Annotated in this window: 19 protein-coding genes; 4 read left to right on the top strand and 15 right to left on the bottom strand. The window is 39.9% G+C overall.

What is annotated here, in order from left to right; genetic code table 11:
- Positions 1 to 153: 153 nt before the first annotated feature.
- From HMPREF9453_RS09710 to HMPREF9453_RS09675, 7 genes are all read right to left on the bottom strand, one after another.
- On the bottom strand, positions 154 to 552 hold the full coding sequence (locus HMPREF9453_RS09710; RefSeq protein WP_008860386.1) for a DUF6262 family protein: 399 nt from the start codon (positions 550 to 552) through the stop codon (positions 154 to 156).
- Positions 536 to 2,365 (bottom strand): tyrosine-type recombinase/integrase, encoded by a 1,830-nt coding sequence (locus HMPREF9453_RS09705; RefSeq protein ID WP_008860385.1) that lies wholly within the window; start codon positions 2,363 to 2,365, stop codon positions 536 to 538. Before HMPREF9453_RS09705 ends, HMPREF9453_RS09710 begins: the two co-directional genes overlap by 17 nt.
- The gene (locus HMPREF9453_RS11740; RefSeq protein WP_008860384.1) at positions 2,325 to 4,118 is read right to left on the bottom strand and encodes a tyrosine-type recombinase/integrase; all 1,794 of its coding nucleotides are present in this window, start codon (positions 4,116 to 4,118) and stop codon (positions 2,325 to 2,327) included. Before HMPREF9453_RS11740 ends, HMPREF9453_RS09705 begins: the two co-directional genes overlap by 41 nt.
- A complete protein-coding gene (locus HMPREF9453_RS09690; protein ID WP_008860383.1) occupies positions 4,115 to 5,941 on the bottom strand; it encodes a tyrosine-type recombinase/integrase in 1,827 nt (608 codons plus the stop codon). Before HMPREF9453_RS09690 ends, HMPREF9453_RS11740 begins: the two co-directional genes overlap by 4 nt.
- Entirely contained in the window at positions 5,938 to 7,740 is a 1,803-nt protein-coding gene (locus HMPREF9453_RS09685) for a tyrosine-type recombinase/integrase (protein WP_008860382.1), read from the bottom strand. Before HMPREF9453_RS09685 ends, HMPREF9453_RS09690 begins: the two co-directional genes overlap by 4 nt.
- Positions 7,737 to 8,855 carry a tyrosine-type recombinase/integrase gene (locus tag HMPREF9453_RS09680; RefSeq protein ID WP_008860381.1) on the bottom strand — a complete coding sequence of 373 codons (1,119 nt, stop codon included), beginning with the start codon at positions 8,853 to 8,855 and terminating at the stop codon, positions 7,737 to 7,739. Before HMPREF9453_RS09680 ends, HMPREF9453_RS09685 begins: the two co-directional genes overlap by 4 nt.
- A 181-nt stretch (positions 8,856 to 9,036) precedes the next feature.
- On the bottom strand, positions 9,037 to 10,173 hold the full coding sequence (locus tag HMPREF9453_RS09675; protein WP_008860380.1) for a hypothetical protein: 1,137 nt from the start codon (positions 10,171 to 10,173) through the stop codon (positions 9,037 to 9,039).
- 484 nt (positions 10,174 to 10,657) lie between these two features.
- Here HMPREF9453_RS09675 and HMPREF9453_RS09670 point away from each other — a divergent pair, with 484 nt between their 5' ends.
- Positions 10,658 to 11,179 (top strand): hypothetical protein, encoded by a 522-nt coding sequence (locus HMPREF9453_RS09670; RefSeq protein WP_008860378.1) that lies wholly within the window; start codon positions 10,658 to 10,660, stop codon positions 11,177 to 11,179.
- A 205-nt stretch (positions 11,180 to 11,384) separates the two neighbouring features.
- Here the strand turns inward: HMPREF9453_RS09670 and HMPREF9453_RS09665 are convergent, their stop codons facing one another.
- The gene (locus HMPREF9453_RS09665) at positions 11,385 to 12,209 is read right to left on the bottom strand and encodes a hypothetical protein (protein ID WP_008860377.1); all 825 of its coding nucleotides are present in this window, start codon (positions 12,207 to 12,209) and stop codon (positions 11,385 to 11,387) included.
- Between the two features lie 30 nt (positions 12,210 to 12,239).
- Entirely contained in the window at positions 12,240 to 12,473 is a 234-nt protein-coding gene (locus HMPREF9453_RS09660) for a helix-turn-helix domain-containing protein (RefSeq protein ID WP_008860376.1), read from the bottom strand.
- Between the two features lie 246 nt (positions 12,474 to 12,719).
- On the opposite strand from HMPREF9453_RS09660, the gene HMPREF9453_RS09655 reads away from it, so the two are divergent.
- The 3 genes from HMPREF9453_RS09655 to HMPREF9453_RS09645 all read left to right on the top strand — a co-directional run bounded on the left by HMPREF9453_RS09655 (position 12,720) and on the right by HMPREF9453_RS09645 (position 14,959).
- Positions 12,720 to 13,241, top strand: a complete 522-nt coding sequence (locus HMPREF9453_RS09655) for a helix-turn-helix domain-containing protein (RefSeq protein WP_008860375.1) — start codon at positions 12,720 to 12,722, stop codon at positions 13,239 to 13,241.
- 375 nt (positions 13,242 to 13,616) lie between these two features.
- Positions 13,617 to 13,835: a helix-turn-helix transcriptional regulator gene (locus HMPREF9453_RS12430; RefSeq protein WP_392389371.1), complete on the top strand. Its 219-nt coding sequence runs from the start codon at positions 13,617 to 13,619 to the stop codon at positions 13,833 to 13,835.
- An 11-nt stretch (positions 13,836 to 13,846) separates the two neighbouring features.
- Positions 13,847 to 14,959: a HipA domain-containing protein gene (locus HMPREF9453_RS09645; protein ID WP_222859648.1), complete on the top strand. Its 1,113-nt coding sequence runs from the start codon at positions 13,847 to 13,849 to the stop codon at positions 14,957 to 14,959.
- Positions 14,960 to 15,198: 239 nt separating this feature from the next.
- Here the strand turns inward: HMPREF9453_RS09645 and HMPREF9453_RS09640 are convergent, their stop codons facing one another.
- From HMPREF9453_RS09640 to HMPREF9453_RS09615, 6 genes are all read right to left on the bottom strand, one after another.
- Positions 15,199 to 15,396 (bottom strand): hypothetical protein, encoded by a 198-nt coding sequence (locus tag HMPREF9453_RS09640; RefSeq protein ID WP_008860372.1) that lies wholly within the window; start codon positions 15,394 to 15,396, stop codon positions 15,199 to 15,201.
- Between the two features lie 413 nt (positions 15,397 to 15,809).
- Complete coding sequence (locus HMPREF9453_RS09635) at positions 15,810 to 16,367, bottom strand: hypothetical protein (protein WP_008860371.1); 558 nt, start codon at positions 16,365 to 16,367, stop codon at positions 15,810 to 15,812.
- A gap of 25 nt (positions 16,368 to 16,392) precedes the next feature.
- Positions 16,393 to 16,629, bottom strand: a complete 237-nt coding sequence (locus tag HMPREF9453_RS09630) for a hypothetical protein (RefSeq protein WP_008860370.1) — start codon at positions 16,627 to 16,629, stop codon at positions 16,393 to 16,395.
- A 359-nt stretch (positions 16,630 to 16,988) separates the two neighbouring features.
- Entirely contained in the window at positions 16,989 to 17,402 is a 414-nt protein-coding gene (locus HMPREF9453_RS09625) for a hypothetical protein (RefSeq protein ID WP_008860369.1), read from the bottom strand.
- An 89-nt stretch (positions 17,403 to 17,491) separates the two neighbouring features.
- On the bottom strand, positions 17,492 to 18,208 hold the full coding sequence (locus HMPREF9453_RS09620; protein ID WP_008860368.1) for a hypothetical protein: 717 nt from the start codon (positions 18,206 to 18,208) through the stop codon (positions 17,492 to 17,494).
- A gap of 295 nt (positions 18,209 to 18,503) precedes the next feature.
- Entirely contained in the window at positions 18,504 to 19,139 is a 636-nt protein-coding gene (locus HMPREF9453_RS09615; protein ID WP_008860366.1) for a polysaccharide deacetylase family protein, read from the bottom strand.
- Positions 19,140 to 19,566 lie beyond the last annotated feature (427 nt).

Here is a 19,566-nt window from a genome sequence, read left to right as displayed (position 1 = left end):
TTATTTTCCCCCCCGAAGGAAATGCAAAATACAAAATAAAGGTGGCAAGAATGAAGATGAAAAAAGTGGATGAACATGTCCGCCGCCATGTCTATCCACTTCATTCCAGGCAGTTTTTTACTGCCCCACTCCTGCTTAAAGATTGCATGGCACTTAGTAAAGCTGTCCCTCCAGCTTTTCAATGCGTTTTTTCAGCAGTTCATTTTCTTCTTTGGCACTGAGATACTTTTCTTTCCACAGGCGGTCCTGTTTCAGCATCTTATTTTCCTTTTTAAGCTCTTCGATTTCCACTTTCAGCGCGGCTATCACTGTGTCGGCGGCTTCTGCAGAAATATCCGGTTTCTTTTCGCCTTTAAGATTCCGGATCAGATCAATCAATTCACTGTGAGCATAGATAAAGGTTTTGGATACTCCCGAAGCTTTCTGCACACTATAAACGGATATTTTTTTGTGCTCCATCTCCATTTGGCTGATTACCGATTTCACATACTCGATTTTCTGCTCTGATCGGTTTTTTGAGAATTCTACCATTGCTTTACTGCGATCTGTCATGATCCGATTCCTCCATTGCTTGTATAATATTTCTTTCCAGATTTCTATATAACTGGCTTTCCCGTACAAAACCTTTCATTTCCATGTCTTCGGCTTTCTGCCGGACTCTGACCAGGTACTGTCTCATCAGGGCCTTGTCCGCTGCATCCATGGAGAACATACTGCAGGAGTAGCAGATCCATGCATCTTCACATAAATCGCTGCTGTCGGTGCAATATCCATTCACCAGCGGCACATAACGATCCTTCCCCTGCGGCCCATTGACTGCGGCAGAGAGTCTTTTCCCCTCTTTTTCAAAAAAGGCGCGTAGTTTTTCTTTTTCCATATCCCTGCTGTATTCCACATAGGGCATAATGGATTTCGGACTTCTATGACCTAAGAGTGACTGGATCATAAGAGGACTGAATCCTTGCCTTGCATAGTCTGTGGCTACGGTGTGCCTGAATTGATGGCTCTGAAATCGGAAGATTTTCCCATCGGGTCCTGTGATTTTTTCCTTGACTGCCAGGATGTTCAGCATGCGGGATACCGATTCCTGGGGATAGAGATGATTTTTCCCCCGCCCACTCTGTATGGTAAAAAGGAAAGCTGCATGGGGATCCCGTTTTTTAGTTTCCGTCTGCTGTTCCTTGATGAGCTCTGCCATGGAATCAGAGATAGGTATCCGATTGTAGTGTTCTGTCTTGTACTGGTAATACTCTATGTAGTATCCCCCTTCGCTGTCCTTTTTCAAACAGCGGATGCTCAGCCTGCATGCTTCATTGATCCTCATCCCTATTTTGGCTATAAGAATAACAATATTCTGAACCGGCTGGGGAAGTTTGGGTATTGCTTCCTGCAGCTGATCCATGACTGACTGGGGAATCACCCGAGGTACAATGTGGATTTGCTGCCTGTAATCTTTTCGCAGAATCAGATTTGTTGGTATTTCAGCCAGGTCAAGGTATATGACATTTTCAAAAAAGGTTTTCAGACATCCCTTTCTCGATTTTGCAGTGGTGTACACATAATGTCTGCTGTCAATGTACCGGAAATAGTCCAGTACAACGGGTCGTGTCAGCTGTGGGAGTTCCTTGACATCCGGATAGTACCTGCGCAGAAAATCGGAAAAAAGGTTCATTGCTTTCATATCATCCATCACTGTTGAAAGCTTTCGCAGCTTCAACCTTTGAAGAATATATTTTTTAAAGATTTTCCGTATGGGCAGCTGGGTGATACCCGTAAAGTTCAGTATATACCTGGGCCTGGATGACTGCACTGTAACCTGGAAAGGGAGCCTTTTTACATCCCATATATCCTTATCCGTTTCCGGAATATCTTTATTTTTCTGATCCAACAGGAACTGATAGAATGATTTGATTTCCAATACCGGACAACTATCCTCCAGATACACATGGTATTTCTGTTCTTTCCTTACGGCATGGTCCCTGAGTATACAAGCCTCATTCTTAGCCTTCAGAAACTTTTTATATTTTTTGTAAAGATCATCTTCCTCATAGTCCAAGGTTGACTTATTTCCCGGCAGTGAGCTCAGGAAATCTATCATATAATGACATACCTTCAAGCTGCAGATAAAGGTTCGCGCGCTCCGTCTCCTGGTCAGAATAATCTGACGATAAAAACTTTTCAGTTCTTCCCGCATAGTTATACTGCCTATTTTTCCAAAGTCAAGAATACCACGTTTTATGGTTCTCGGGAGCCTTTTACCCTTGCAGCTTTTAGCAAAGTCAAATGAACAGATATTCCAGCAGTCTTCTTCCATACGACTTTCATCACTGAGCGTTTCTTTGATCTTCACTGCTTGCTTCATCATGATCCGCCTCCAGCTCTTGAATCAGGTAATCAATCCGTTTTTTTACTTTCAAAGCGGCTTCATACCGTTTATCCTGTCCGCTTTTCTCCAGAGTATGGAGAAAGAGTGCCAGTTTTGCCGACTGCCTGTAAAATACAGGCAGAAAGTCCTTTGTAGTATGGAAATTATCACAGAAAAGGCAATGATTCGCATGGGGACAAAGGCCCAGCTTGACGGGATAGGAGCAGTATCCATTAGGAAGTATCTGGGCCATTCTTTCTCGTATCCAAAGAATTTGCCGGTCTTCCTCTCCATCTGCCAATACTTTTGTTTTGCCGGTCTTTTCCAGAAAATGGAAATATTTGTCTCTTTTTTCTTTTTCATGATTCGTAGAGTACAGCAGCGCTGATTCTATTGTGTCTGCATGCAGCAGATTCTGTACTGTCAGCAGTGAAAGGTCATCATCAAGCATGCGATAAGCCAAGTCATGCTTAAGAGAGTGGAATCGAAATTTTATGAGGTTTCCCTGCTCATCCGTAATATGATGGTTCAGAATGAAGCGGCGCATCTCTTCTTCTACTGAGGCTGAGCTGATGAATTTGCGCTTAATTCCTGGAAATAGCCAATCGCCCGGATTCTGCTTCAGTACCCGATCTCTATAGTAAGAGAGGTAATCAAAAAGTGTCTGTGGAATAGGCTGGTTGACCGCATTCTGCGCATGGAGCTTCCAGACGCGGATGTAACAAACCCCTTCCTGTTTAAGCAGACAGTCTGTTTTCAGCTGGCATACCTCTGACAGATACAGACCTGTACAGTAAACAGTCAGAAATATCATGGCAACATCAGGCCTCAGTTCATGCAGGTGAGCAAATATCTGCTTTTTTACCCTGGGAGACAGCCTTTTGAACTGCATATTTATTCGTCTGGGTTCCCTGAAATCCCTGAAATTAATTTTGATGTCCGGCAATAGATGCTCAAGATTGCAGAAGCGATAGAAATCTTCCAGAATGTAGATCATATTATTATACTTTTCCTGGCTCCGGTAAAATTCTTTCTGCTGCATAAGCAGTTCTTTTAATTTGCCAGAGTCTATCTCCTTCAAAGAGCAGGGACATCTTCTCAAAAAAGCTCTCAGTGAGTAGGATCTCGTACAAATGGATGTGTGACAGATGTTCCGGTCTTCAATCAGATGCAGCATATAAGTCTTAAAAAGCTTCTTATTGTCCGGATTCTCTATATCAAAAAAATTAATTCTGCTATTTGGTACTGATATATTGATTCGCGAAGGATCCATATGTACTTTTCTTAAATCCCAAGTATCCCGCTCATACCAGGCAGCTGCATGGAATTCATCATGCCACGTGCATCTGACATTACGCAGAAAACTACTGATCACAGGTGTTTTTCCAACTATCAGGGACAAATAGTTTTTAAAAGCCTCTATCCCCTCCATAGTCAGGTCACCCAGGGAATTGATTGGCTTAACGTCACGTGCATAATGAATAAAGAGAGATACTGCCTTAAGAAAGTCAATGAGGGGCAAAAGCCTTTTATAATGAAGATTCAACAGAAAATATAATATCACCAGCTTCATTTCCCGGCATATGGGTCTGCCTGCCAGTGGCGTGAAGTCCACATAGTAGTATCGGCTGATTCTGACTCTGATGGAATTTTTTCCGTACACTTTTTTTATTAACTCTGATAGGTCCCACGTCATGCTCTGCCATTCCCGGTGCCTCTCAAAATACGACTCAACTTCCCTGCCTGTCATCATAGATCATCCATTTCTTTTGGCATACGCAATACCTTTTCCAGCTCTGCCAGGAGTTTCTTATATACCTGACCTTCTCTTTCCATACCTTTCATCTCCAGCTCCGGAATTTTATTTCGAAGAGCCGACGCATAGTCCTGAAGTAATTTTTTATCCGTATGATCAGCAGAAAACATACTGCAGTTATAACAGATAACGGCGTCTTCACAAATGTCTCCTGCATTCATGCAGTACCCATTCGTCAGCCTTACCGCCTGGTCCTCCTCATTCCCATCTGACGGGGAGAGTATCTTTGCCAGGTAGTTTTCCTCTTTATTCCAGAATACTTCCAGCTTCTTGTCTGCCATAAGGTCATTAAGTTCCACATAGGACATGATGGATTTAATAGATTTGTGTCCCAGCATACAGGAAATCATATAAGGTGTCATCCCTGCCTGGGCGTACTGCATGGCTACGGTATGCCTGAACTGATGGAGCCGGAAATGAAAAGATTTTCCATTTTCATCCATAATATGATACTTGTAGGACAGTTGATTCAAATGGTTGGATAAGCTTTCCTGGGGATACGGTGTTTTTCCATTAATAGTAAACATGAGTCTTGTAAGGGGAAATCGTTCCAATGTCTCTCCCCTCTGTTTCTGTAATCGATCGGCAATGGCATCAGAAACTGGTACCCGGTTATAGCAGCGCGTTTTTCCCTGGTAGTACTCAATAAAATAGAAACCATCATAATCCCTTTTTAGACAGTCGATGGAAAGCTGACAGAGCTCGTTGACTCGCATGCCTACATTTTCTAAAAGCAAAATCATGGTCTGCAGCTGATAGGGCAGGTGCGGGAGCTCACGATTCAGCTGCCATAGAACCTCATTAGGGATGGTTTTCGGAATCAGCTTTACTGCTTTCCTGAAATCATCCCTGAATATAAGCTCCTGCTGAGGAACATCCTCTATGCCCATGAAGTAAGATAATTCCAAAAACTGTTTCAGCAGGCTTTTTCTTGATTTGCTGGTGGTGGTAGCAAAATTTTTCGAATCTATGTAAGAAAAATAGTGGGTGATAATATTTCTATCCACCTCTCTCAGGTGCTGCAGGTCAGGATAATACTTCATAAGAAAATCAGAAAATAGATTTACTGCCTTGAAATCACAGAAAACAGTGGACAGTTTCCTCGTTTTCAATCTTTCATATACATACCTCTTAAAAACCTTTCTGATAGGAAGCTGGCTGATATGCTCAAAATTCAACATAAACCGGGGTCTTGAAGAGATGCCTTCCACCTTAAAGGGAAGCTCCCTCAAGTCCCACACATCCTTTTCTGAAAGTGACATGCCCGCAAGCTGTTTTCTACTCAAATAATTGTAGACAGCTTTCAGTTCCAATCCCAGACTGCTGTACTCCACATAGGTATGAACAACCTGTGTTCCATGAATCTGTCGAATTCTTGATTTAGTCACCTTACCATGATCTTTAAGGAACCGGATATATTTTTCCTGCAGCCGATCCAAAGGATAATTCAGCAGCGATTTTTTTAGCTCCAGGCCTGAAAGAAACTGCAAAACCCAATGTATATAAAATAATGTGTTCGCCAGCGTTTGTGGATTTCTGGTACGGTCATTTATGACATGGGCATAGTAGGTCTTCAGCTCTTCTCGAATACCGGTATCAGCAATACAGGAGAAGTCAACCACCCAGTAACCGGAGACCTGAGATAAGGGTTTCATGGTATCCGGAATATAATCAAATTCCAGAAAGTTCCACCGATCTTCACGCATTCTTTCTTCGTCTGTTTTAGGTGAATTGATATTTTCCTTTGTAATTACTGTCATTCTGACGCCTCCAGGGACGAAATAATGAGCTGCAGCTTTTGGTGAACCTTTTCCAGCGTTTTTCTGTATTCTTCATTTTCACCATGCCCTGCCCGGTCCATCAGACAGTTGACCTTAAGAAGCTGCCTTTTCAGCACAGGAAGGAATTCCGACGTCGTCTTAAACTGATCGCAGAAAAGGCATCGATTGGCATGTGGACATACGCCAAGCTTTGCAGGGTAGGAGCAGTATCCGTTAGGCAGAATCTGACCAAGCATGTAATGCATCCAAGCTACGTCATCATGAACAGCCATTTCCTTTTCATTCAGTTTTGAGGAAATATGACCGGTGCTATCGCAGAACCGGTTATACCTTTCCTTTCTCTCCTGCTCAGACACCTTTGCATAGATCATTGACATTTCCGGTGAACTATGATGAAGGAGTTTTTGGATTTCCAGAAAAGGTATCCTGTTATTTACAAGCCGGAGTGCAAAATCATGACGGAATTCATGGGCTTTAAAGTGATATGGTGTGCCATCTTTCTCCATAATGCCTGCCAGGCTGATAAACTTATTCATTCGAACAGAAACAGCAAGTGTTTTCGCAGGAGTACAGAATCCGGATGTAAAAAAGTAAATTTCTCCCGGATACTCTGTCAGCAGCTCTTCTTTATAATCTTTCATTTTAAGATACAGACCGTAAGGAATCGGCTGCTCCACTTCTTTTTTCATCTTTAGCTGCCAGTAAACTAAATAGTACCTGCCATGAAAATCCTGCAGGCTATCCAATGTAAGCCGGCAAACTTCACTGATTCGCATACCTGTTTCGTACATAATGAGTAGAATCATAGCCAGATCTCGGGGCATCTCTTTCATTTTTGAAAAGAGCTGCCGTTTGACATAATCGGATACTCCACCAATCGTATGATAATCGCAGACATAGGAATACCGCTTCCTATAGGCATGAAAATTTAAGGGAATCGTGTCCCAGAAGCCCAGCTTTTTCCCTAATTTATAAAAAAATTCCAAGCTGCATATTTTGACATTATACGTGGTTATCTGCCTTGATGTATCAGAAAGCTCTGCCATATAAGCAGTCAAATCTTCCGTGGTCAGGGACTGGACACGTCTTTTCTGAAAGTGTTTCAGAAACTCTTTTATATGACTATAGCGGGCGTACATGGTACTGAATGAAATATGGCTTTTCTTTATCATCCAGTCAACCATCTTTTTCAGGATATATCGGTTATTTTCATTATAGATATCGTAAAAATAGAAGCGGTACATACTATTAGTGGGATTAATGCGGTCCTTTTCCATGTGAAAATCATAAATAGACCATGAATCCCTTTGGAAATAATCCTCTTCTGAAGTATATGCCATCCGCTCCAAAAGATTCTTGATCTTTCGAGGAAGCAAAGAAGCATATTTAATTCTTGACATAGTAAATTTATGATCCTGAGCAAAGTATTTCCGTATGTCGGAATCAAAGCCTTTTAAGACTTTAACAAAGCTGAATTCCCTGATTGGCTGTGATAATCCATGGGCAAGAAAATCTATCATGCAGGGATAGACTTCAATATAATAGACAATAATGGTTTGCAGCAGTAATTTCCGATTTAAAATCAGATAAAGCAAGACCAGCTTCATTTCCATTTCTGCTCTCGTACCATGAATAGCAGAGAAGTCTATATAGTAGTCCTTTGTGAAAATCCATTCCGTCTCCGGATAGGATGTAGAAACAACAGAAGCTGCATTAAAATAAGGGCCCTGTAATTCCGGATGTTTCCGGTAATACCTCTGTACTTCCTCCCATGTCATGACTGATCATCCCCTTTATCACTCCCCTGGCTTTTCTTCAGGCATTTCTGGAATTCTGCATACTTCTTCTTTTTGTATTCATCCGAGATTTTGACATAGCTGTCAATGGTAGTCTGTACATGCTTATGCCTAAGCCTGGTCTGCACATCCAGCACATCCCAATTCCCTACTTCTATCAGCTCTGTGGCATGGGAATGACGAAGCATATGGGGATGAACCTTGAATCCACATTTTTTCGAAAGCTGCTCAAATTTCTTTTCAACCGTATCTTCACTCAATGGCTGTCCCCGATGAATCCCTTTATAGTTGAGAAACACATACTTATAATCGCCCTCCGGATACTCGTCCACAATATACTTGCAGAAAAACTTCATCACGTAAGGAGGCATATCCAATGTAGCCTCACTGTGATTCTTAATCCGGGCATAGGGATTTCCCTCATGCTGACGCAGGACAAGCTGGTTATTCCAAACCTTGAAATCCTGTACCCACAGATTCAGCGCTTCGCCCAGCCGAAGCCCGCCCTCAAACATGCACATAATCAGGAGCTGATCTCTCATGTAATGGCATGCTTCAATAAGCTGCATCACCTGCTGTCGGCTGCAAGTCTCTATTTTCCGATCATCCTCCTTCAAATGGAAATAAGATGCCCGGACCCGCTGGCTCATGTACATTTCCGAAAGCATGGATTTATAGCCGCTGCGGACTTTATTCCCGGAAAAGAATCCTGTTTCAGGGATTTCATTGTTCATCTCCAGAAAATGATAGAACCCCAAGACAGCGGCCATAATATTGTTAATCGTTCTGGGGCTTCTTGCCACCCTGACGGAAGGTACATCCTTATACTTCCACTGCTTTAAAAATCCGATGAAATCCGTCAGCAGCGATACCTTTTTCCCCTTTCCCAGCAGTGTCAGATAGTTATATCCCTGGGCATCCAGAAATTCAAAATAAATCTTCAACCCATAGCAGTATGTGCGAAGAGTGAAAATGCTCCGCCCCAGAGAGTCCATGTATTTCAAATACCGATGTACCGGCTCCACAATTTGATAATCATCGTCTAAGAGCAGATATCTTGTTTCATTCCGTGGTGTGATAATCTTCTGTATAATCATTTTATTTTCAGTAGTTTAGGTAGTCTACGTATGATAAGTACTTACTGTACATATTATAGACATCCCGAATCATCAAGTAAAGGGAAAAGATAGCTGTGGTCACGTAAAAAGGCAGTGAGGAGGAATTTCCTTCTCACCGCCTTTATGCCAATGGTAAGTCTTACACAGGAGTTGAATCAAATCAACGTTTCCATAAGAGCTGCGTAAAAATCTCTGGATCTCTTAAATCAAAAATATAATTCGATATTACATTGTCACCAACAGTCTTGGAATTTGTATACTTTTTCAATGGAAGATTATATTTCTTTATGTAAGCTACTATTTTAGCAAAATCTGCCACCCATACACCTTCAAAAGGAGTTACCTCAATCTTTTCACCTTGAAATGTGACGCGTTCTGATTTCTTCTTATTCCAATGGACCCAAAAATAGATAAGGCATTTTTCTCCTCTATCTAAATACTTCCCTTTTAGGTAATTATAATCTTCTAATCCAAGTGTAATCGTATACGATGGGTCGTAACATGTCTTACTCTTCGGATTTTTTATAAATATGGATGTAAAAAAAGGAGTTCTTTGGGGTATCAAAGCAGCATAGCATTTATCATGCTCATCAGTCTCATCAATCAGCTCAATCGCTTTTATATGCCTGTTTCGATTAATTTCTTCATATGTTTTCGGCGTTTCTTTAAGTTTGCAATTTATTATAGGCGCAATTTTATCTAGGAATTCTTTTCCATATTTTCTTGCTATTATTCTGTTCTTTATATCCTGCTTTTCTCTTACTATATGAGGATCATCACGAGATGCTGGCGCATCCGGTCCATTACGGAACACTGCTGTGTCCGGCCCATTACAACGCGCTGCTGTGTCCGGCTCATTACGACGCACTGCTGTGTCCGGCTCATTACGACGCACTACTGTGTCCGGCCCATTACGACGCACTACTGTGTCCGGCTCATTACGACGCACTACTGTGTCCGGCTCATTACGACGCACTACTGTGTCCGGCTCATTACGACGCGCTACTGTGTCCGGCTCATTACGACGCATTGCTGTGTCCGGCTCATTTCCCCCTGGCATGAGGAACTTAGCATACATATGACCGTATCTGCTTTGTACAACAGAGAAAAGGACTTTATCTTGAAGGCATACATTTTCAGGTAATGAAAAAATTGTATAATACTTAAATTTATCATCACTTCTCATCACAACTCCAACTTTACCTTTTTGCCTTTCACTCCAACCATAATTTTTTCTTTCATCCAAACCATAGATATAAAGAATGGTTCCTTCCACTAATTTTTCCATTAATATCAATGCCCTCACTCCTTACTCATTAAATTAAAGAATTTATTTCCTCAATATGCCATATCCCCAAATGCTATCCCAAAATACTTTGTTTAAAATTATTATAGCGCATATTTGTACAATTGAAGCGTAGATGCAAACTTAATATTAAATAACCATTTTATAATGCCAAATCGATATATCAAATACCATATTTATGTTTCAACAAGTAATATGGAGCCATTCCCCCATATTAAATCCTGTAAAAACACCGATAACTATTGTCAATCTTCTTGCCTCCATACATGTTAATACAAAAACCGATGCGCTGATAAAACTTGTATTCATTAAGGGGAGAAATAAATGAAAAAGGTGAATGTAATGAAAAACAAAAAATTGTATATATTAGCAAGATATGTGATAATATATATAAAATATAAAATTATAAATGAACGAATATCCACAATGATCAGAAACGTAAGGCAGAGTCAATTAATCTTAGAGGAGGAGAATCATGATATACTGGTTGACTATTAATCAAGACAAGCAAAGAGAAATTAAAGAAACACTGAAAAGTCTCTGGGGAGACTTTGTAAGCGTAGCCCCATCACATGTAGGAGATTTTGACAGCCCGGACATTGATTGCAAAATTGATTGTAATTTTACGAAATATGATACAGTCTGTGATCTTATCTCTTCTGACGATTATAAAATTTATTTTACAGTTCAGGTTAATCTTAACCAATCTAAAAAAGCGGTATTCGAGGACATAGCAAAACAAATCGAAGAAATCGGAAATGAATTTGACGTAGAAGATTATGTAACAGAAAGATCAGAAACCTTAAGTGACAATGAGATTGATCTCGAAAAAGTAGATTGGGATTTCATATACATACAAAGTGATGAATTTAGTAAAGACCTTGATCGGTCCCTCCATCAAGATGGTGAAGATATTAAAGAAAGTTATGTGGGTATGGTATCAGTGCTAAGAGAATTCATCAAAGATATGCAAAGTAGATGGTTAATAAAAGCTTGATGTTTGTCTAAAATGTTGGATTACGTCAACATGCTAAAAAATAAAAATAGCGCAAAATAAAAAGGGCTGTGGAAAATGTTCAATCATCTTCTCACAGTCTCTTTTTCTCTAGCGTCAAAACTAACCGGTAGGTGTTAGGCCCACGCCGACTTTTACTACTCTCTGAATCACTATCGGCGCCAATCATTACCGATATATAAAACGCCTATTCAATTATCCCTTTAATTTCTTGCTCTGCTGCAGGTACCAACTTTGTGTTTTCGCTGGCAGTACTTTCTGTATGAGCTTCCTTGCTAAACATACCTCTCGTCTGTGCTGCATGAACAAGTGTTGATTCCACAATGTCGTCAGGCATGAAGAAATTACCATATCTATCTTTGCAGGGGCCGTTCCAAATGATCATAAAGGCAGGAATCACATAGCGTTTATGTACATCAAGCTTAATTGGGTCTCCAATCCGGACAGCACGAGCCCTATTAAATTTACTGTGCCGATGAATTTTTTCAATGAGTATATAGTTCTGACCCTCTGGTGTCACATAGCGGCCATACCTGTTTCCCGAATCGGAAAGCTTACCTCCTTTATACAGTATTTCTTCTGTTACCCGCGGAACAGATGGATCAAGTAATGCTTCCGCAGGCTTTTTTTCTGCTATTACTTCATTTCTATCGGATTCTACCTGCGCATCAATAGTATCCACAAAATACATTTCGTAAAAGCTCGTACTTGTCTGAAACCCGGAACCAACGCCAATTTTCACAATCGAAAGCAGGGAATTGCTCAGAATGGGAATCTCCACTTCATTTTCTTTATAAGATATAATTCCCAGTCCCAAACCAGGTTTTACCAGCATGGCGATATTGAGCGAATTATCGTTAAAAAGATTCACATAATTCCCTTTGAAGATATCTTTCTTAATAGAGTCCTTGATTTCCTCAACATCGACCTGCTTTTTCGGAAAATTCTGAAATGCCTTGATAATACCGAATCCTGAAACTTCTTTAAACATCACCTTTACATTTGCCATCATTGCTTCCTCCTTATGCCTCGCGCAGGCCATTTATCCCTCAGATTTGATTTCTGCAATAGAGTGTGGTGATACTTTGAGTGCCTTGGATAAGACTCTGACTGTCCTGACAGAGCTATGCCCAGTTCTTTTAATACGAATCAGGGTATTATAGTTAATTCCGGATTTTTCCGACAAATCTGCATAATTGAAAAACCTCTGGTTGAGAAGTCCGTTTAGAGCCTCAACATTCACAATAACTTGATTCTTTTTCTTCATTTTCTTCATTTTCTTCACCTCTTTTAACACTTTTGGAATCATTTTCTCTATATTACTACCATTTTTAGAATAAGTCAATTGAAAAAATAAGTATTTTAGAATACTTTGAAAAAATAAATATCATATTGAGGATCAAATTTGCGTAGAAATTTGTATTCTAACTATATTCCTGCTATCATAAAGATGTATTCCATAAGTATTATGGTGTATTTCTACATCTACCATGAATAGTTTCAGAAAATGAGGTCTTCGATTATGTCTGCCTTTGGTGAAAACCTGAGAAAATACCGAATTCAAGCCGGCTACAGATCGGCCAAAGCCTTTGCCGAAGACTTGGGCATCTCAATCACACAGTACCGGAATTACGAAACTAAAGGCAGTGAGCCCAAATTCAACATGTTAATCAAAATGGCTGATAAACTTGGAATAACAGTTGATACTCTTTTGGGCCATGCAAAAACAGTTTCTAAAGATGACTGGCTTCTCACCATTCAAAAGGCACTAAAGGATAGGGATTTAGAAATTGTGAATCAGTCAGATACAGATATTATGATTCGGATTCCTACCTTAAACTTGACCGCTTCCCTTCCTAAAAATATCCTGGAAAATATTCTCCAAACCGCCCGGGAGCACGCAGTGGATGACCAAATCTATAACGACATTCTCAAGGAATTGAAAGATACCATCCTCGCTTATGCCCTAACTACAAAAATGGAAGCCTTGCCGCCAAAAGCAAAGAAAACGCTGGAAAAATTCGGTTATGTTAATTCCAAATAATACAAATCTACACGACTCAGTAATAGATGCATATAGACTGGCTTCAGATTTTTTATTTAAATTACGGAATCTAAAAAGGCAGGAGCAAAACGTTCCTGCCTTTTTGAGTGATAATTTGTCACAAATTGTGATAAATTGTGATAAATTGGCACAAACTGGCACAATTTGACGTCATTCAATACGAGAGCTATAGTAGAGTGAAGATATACACTGGGAAATCTTTGATGGCGGACCTCCACCAGCATGACAAACATCTTCCTTGCATCGTATCTGATTTGAATGCTAAAAACGATAATCTTATAGATATCCACTCTGATATATTCTCCTGTAATTACCTAAAGAATCTGAAAGCGTAGGTAGATAAGCATGACCTAGATTCTGAAACAACTCCGTGAAGCCAAAGGGCAGACTATTGATGATATGGCTCTACTGCTGAACATGGAGCCGAATGAATACATTTATTGCGAAAACCGCTCATATGAGTTCGATTTAACCCAGGCGTACAAAATCAGTAAGCTTCTGGGAGTGGATTTTAGCGAAATTAATTGGACAAAAAATATAGAAGCGGAGCTAAAAAGAAGAAACCGCCTATGATTTACACCCTTATGCAAAAGAATGAACCAGTGATGATGCTGGATATCAATGAAAAATATGGAAGAGTAAGAAAAATTATCCAAATTGAAAGTTCGGAAAGGCTGCCATTGTCAGTCATTTATAAAGATGAAAATGATTCACTGGAAGAATCTGTGGAACAATGGATGCGTTACCGGAATGTACCCAAGACTCGTGAAGGCTTAGAAACTTTCCTCAAAAGATTTCAAGGAGATCCTATACAGGAGATGTCTTTGAAAAGCCTTGGGCTGAATCTTTCAGATCAGTATTGGTTTAAACCCGAAGGGGGACAGTTTAACTGGGAAAGAATAAATTTCTTTCAAAATGATTTCACTGGGAAACCTCTTGAAATGAGCTTTGAATCCGAAGAACCAGGACCTGATTATAGCTCCAATGGAGATCTCGCTAAGTACTGGACCATAGAAAACGAAGAAAGGGTATTGCTGAAGGCTGGAAAAGGACCATTATATCAACAGCCAATTAATGAAGTCATTGCAGATAAGCTGTTAACGAAGGCAGGAATTCCACATGTAAAATATTCACTGAACATGATTGATGGAACTCCCTGGTCTAAATGCCCAACTTTTGTAAACGGAACTACCGAATACATACCGGCATATGAAATTCTGAACGTCGTAAAAAATGAAGAAAATGAGGAACCTTACAATCATTTCATGAGATGTATGGAAGCCCTAGAAATTCCTGTGGCAAAAAAAGAAATAGATACAATGTTGCAGTTTGACTATCTTATCAAAAACAAAGATCGCCATTATGGTAATTTTGGCTTTATTCGTAATGTGGACACATTGGAGTTCACAGGCTTAGCTCCTCTTTTTGACAATGGTAATTCCCTATGGTTTGATAAACATATTACCCAGATAAATCAGTACAAGCAGCCAGCACTGCCATTTGCTCAGAAGCAAGAAAAACAGTTAAAGAAAACCGGCCAACAAATAGATTGGCTTAAAAAGCTGGACGATGATTTTGTTCGAGAAACTATAATAACTGAAATGGGTAAAAGCACATATCTTGATAATGAAAGAGCTGTGAAAATAGCTGACATGGTATTGGCGGTGAAGAATAATTCGGAAAAGGCCCTTTCGTAACCGAAAAAAAGCTGGCGGAGCACCAGCTTAAAAATTAAACATCTATAATATTGTTCAGTGTGCAATTATTGCATAAACGGAAAAATGAGTAGAGTCAATTTTTTTCATGAATATTTACTGGCAAGAAAAGCCTTATTTCTGATGGATTTATTCACTTTTCTGTATTGAAATACCGTATTAGTTCCGATAAATCGGCGTTATCGGAACTAATTATTTTATCCAATCTCTAATTCCCTACTTCAATCTACCTCCAAGCCCAGATCCTTCTTTAGCTCATCCAAACTGTGGGATCCTTTGATTTCTTTGTTCGTAGCAATCCGATTGCCTTCTTTGATTGCAGCTTTAGTAGTCTTATTTGGTTTTTCTCTTTTCCCCTCTTTAGTCCTACGCTTATATTTAGTCTCTTTCTTTTTGTTTTCAGCTTTTCTTTTTACCATACTATTTTCCCTCCCTTTTTTCCCCCAGAATAAAAATCAGCTCAAATCAAAACCGTACATGGAACCTGCCGTAAGTACAGCGTTTCCTTTTTCATCAAACAGCTATTTCATAGTATATCAGGATAAGTTATCCAATAGGAAGTAAAATATAAGATTCTGAAAAGTGCAGGAGCAAATAGCTCATGCCTTTTTTGTGTCGATATGTCACAATTTGTGATAAAATGTAACAAGTTGTGACAATTTATCATAAATACCTATGATCACCGATTAATATTATTAGTATTTAAAATTCCCAAAGGCTCATTTTTATTCACTTTAGTGGATTCAAAATGAGCCTTTCAAGATTCCAAGAGAGTGGAAGAAGCTTTTTCTCTCCCAATATTTAACCTAAAAATCTGCCGTCATGACTGATATTAATACTTCGATCTAATGCCCATAACAGCACCCTCATACGTGGGATGTGGACCAGAAAGGTTTATCATATATTCTGCCGCAGAACCTGAATATAAAGATTCCAGTGGAAGCTCTCCACTTTCCTGGAATAATACTGCTCCATTACTAGAATCATATGCTGCCAAGGACTGAGGAATAACACTAAATACCCCTTTATTCCTAATAACCACATCGGAGATAACATATGAATTATATAGGCCGGTTCTTTCTTCAGTTTTAAAGGTTTTGGAATCTAAGGGTACAACTTTCCCTTTTATCTCAAAACTCCCCCAAGTCACATATTCATTAGACTGGCCTTGATCTCCTGCATGGCTATGACAGTAATACACCTTAAAATACCTATAACTTCCATATGATGACTTCATTATTCCCAGATGATTAAGAATTAACGGGTCTCTTGCATAGTTATAATCTAATGGCAGTGTGAATTCACCGAGATACTGCCAATCTTCTGCATAGGAGTGACAAGCACCTGCTACTGCAAACGCAAATAAAAATGCCAGCATTTTCTTCAACATAATAACTCCATAACTCCCTTTCCCATCATATTTCTTTCATCAAGCGCCCAGCCAATTCATCTAACTTTTCTTTAAATGGATGATTCTCAGCGTAATTATAAGCCAAAAGCCGAACCTTGCTTATCAGCTCCACATCTGAGTCTGCCAGAATAGCGAAGGAATAATCCTTTTCCCTGCAAAAGCAGAAATGAAATCGTCCATCATCTAAACTGACAGTCCAGCCGAGTTCACCAGCTATATTCTTTACATCTTGATAGGTCATACAATACTCCAATAACTCTTCAACTATTCAGCAACGATTCTATCTGCACAAAGCCAATCACATGGCAATCCTATGATTTGAAGGTGTTAAAATGCACTAATACCATACCATATAATACATGGTACAGAACATCATAAGCAACTGAAAGAAAAGGCAACCGTATTCAACGATTGCCAAATAACGGCATATGAATGCTTCTACAATAAATTTCTCTTCGATTTCTCACGTTAAAGCCGTCTCAGATGTGACTCTTTTTATTTTACCACCAATAACTCCCGCTGCTGCCTTAAACTGTCTACAGACGTATTCAGTTATTTAAACTGCCACCTATACGCATTACAGACCGCTTCTATTTCAAGTTACTTACAAATATGGTCGAAGATATATTGAAGCGCCTCTTTAGCCTGCTGATATCTCTCTTCAGTACCACTTAAAATAACACTATTTTCGCTAGTACGCTCAGCTTTATCACTGCCAATACTCAGTGGACTGTTGGCGGTTTCAAATTCAATATACCCATTAAGAACGGTAGACTTCAACTTAGCCTGTATGGCTATTATGGATTTGAAGGGGATAACTTTGAAATTGTTATCTCCCAAATTCCATAATCCGCCTCCGGTCTTATCGATCACAACTGCATTCTCATGTACATAAAGATTAGCGCCACGGCAATCAATAGCATATAACTCCTGCCCAAGAAACTCACGTACCGGGCTTGGACGCATGCCTTCAGATGAAGTGTTGCTCCCTTTAACCGAATCAAATAAACCCATGATTAAGCCTCCTTACCTTCTCTTCATATCTCTGCTGCACCCTTTGTCATATACAATAGAGATACTGCAGGAATCACACCTATATTGGATTACTCCTCATCATCAATGATATATCCGCTTTCTATTCCTTTATTGGAGTTATAGAAATGGAACTCATCATCAGCCAGGCTCCTTATTAACTTATCTGTTGCGTCCATGTTGAGGATATTCCCGTATCCGTTTACCCAGCGAATCGTATATGGCACATTCAGAATCACACTACGTGGGAAAGCATAGTAAACGAGGCCGAAGCTATGCGGCATCAAATTCTCAATTTCTTTTGGCATCGGTACAGGGCGGATAATTGTGCCATCTTTGTCTATGACTAGTCTTTGTGTAGGCAATTGGGGAGCAATAGCACCACCGCCAAACAGGACGCTGCCACCTTCTCTGGAGAAATCAGTCCATGTGGCTACATAAACCAAGTCGTTATATTTTTCCATGATGGATTCAAAATCTGCCGGAACATCCAGCAGTCTCTTTTCACCGGTAAAAGAAATGTAACTGACAATCATTCTAGGAGTGACTAAGGAAATAGAGTTGGTAGATGCTTTGCGCCACTGTCTACTGAACAAATCAGGGGCTTCCTGATTCCCGTTGGATTTAAAGGATTTTCCTTCTTCCCAATATTCAGAATAAGTCTGCGGAGTTACGTCCTGGAAGCTGACTGGCTTTGCCTTGTTCAAGGAGAGACCCGGAACAGCCGCAAAAGCAGAACCCGCTGATAATGCTGAAGCAAGGAGAGTTGCAATGAGTAACTTTTTCATAATTTATACCTCCCACCTGATTGTTTCTAACTGCTTAAAATTTTCTTCCTTCTAAATTGCCACCGATTAACTTGTTGCCTCTATAAAAACAGGTATGATGCTATTTGGTTCCAGGCGTACCTTTTTGTTTCTGTCTACGAGGTCACAGTGATTGTTATTGTTATCGTCTGTATACCGTAAAGAATACGCCTGATAAATGCCTTTGAGCATTTCTTTGCTAACTTCAAACATTGATAGCCTTACTAATTGTTTCCCATACTTAATATCCCAGCAAGCCTGGCCATTATTTTCAGCATTACCACTGATTCTTTCTATTCAAATATTCAATATAATCCGGCTTAAGTTCAATGTAACAGCTTCCAAAAGCACCAGCAGTTAGTTCATACGGCTTGAACACCACACATACTACTCCGCCACCAGTCAAAAAATAATTAGTCGGAACTTCTTTTAAAGGGGATTTCCACATGTTTTCAGATTTTAGCTTATTGCCTTTTTGGTCATAACTGTGTCCCCACCTATATTGCTCCAAATCGGAAGGAGTAACATGAACATAATTATCCAGAGGGATTCTCTCCCCTGTATTTTTATCATAAACGAGGTCAAGGCTTTTAGAATGATTACCACAGGCACCGTATGGCAGGCGAAGTTGATACAAGGAAATGGAAAGAACGTCATTATCCTCATAATGGACAGTATAATACTCTTTACAGATGTAATATTTACCATTCTGGAAGTCCATCCGCAGCTGCTCTAAATAATCATTAAGGTCTGCATTGATAGAATTCTGGGCATCCGCATTGCCTTCGATAGAAACTATAGGATATGTGACTTCCCAATTTGTATCAGACTCCTGTCCGCTGCTTACCGCTGCATAGGATGGAAATGCACTAAGCGAACCAGCAATAAGAAGAGCACATAAAAACTTTTTCATTTTCATACCTCCCTCAATCCGAAATTTCTTCTATAGATGATGCAGTCCTCATTTAGAATTATCGCTCATCTGTATTATAGCAAAGCAAAGCGACAATCTATGTCCTTTTAAAAAATATCTTCCTTTTTACTATATTTCATCTCAACTAAGCCATCTCTATACCACTGAGGTCTCTAATGCGTAGACTGCCGGCCCAAACTTAGATAATAAAAAGGCCTGTAAAGGCTGTTTTTCTGCAGGCCATTTTTTATTTTTCCACTCCTCAACAATAAGGCTTCACACATTTCTCTTCAGCAGCTTTTATGGCCTTTATGGCATCCTGTATATTCACAAACAACCAAAGCTCATGTGTCCTCCCCTGGACGCAGATAAAGGCACTGCCATCCACTTCTGCTTTTCCTTATGCCAGGAAACACCTCTCACTCCG

This window comes from Dialister succinatiphilus YIT 11850 (assembly GCF_000242435.1).
Lineage (GTDB): Bacteria > Bacillota > Negativicutes > Veillonellales > Dialisteraceae > Dialister > Dialister succinatiphilus.
This window is presented reverse-complemented; position numbering and strand designations above follow the sequence as displayed.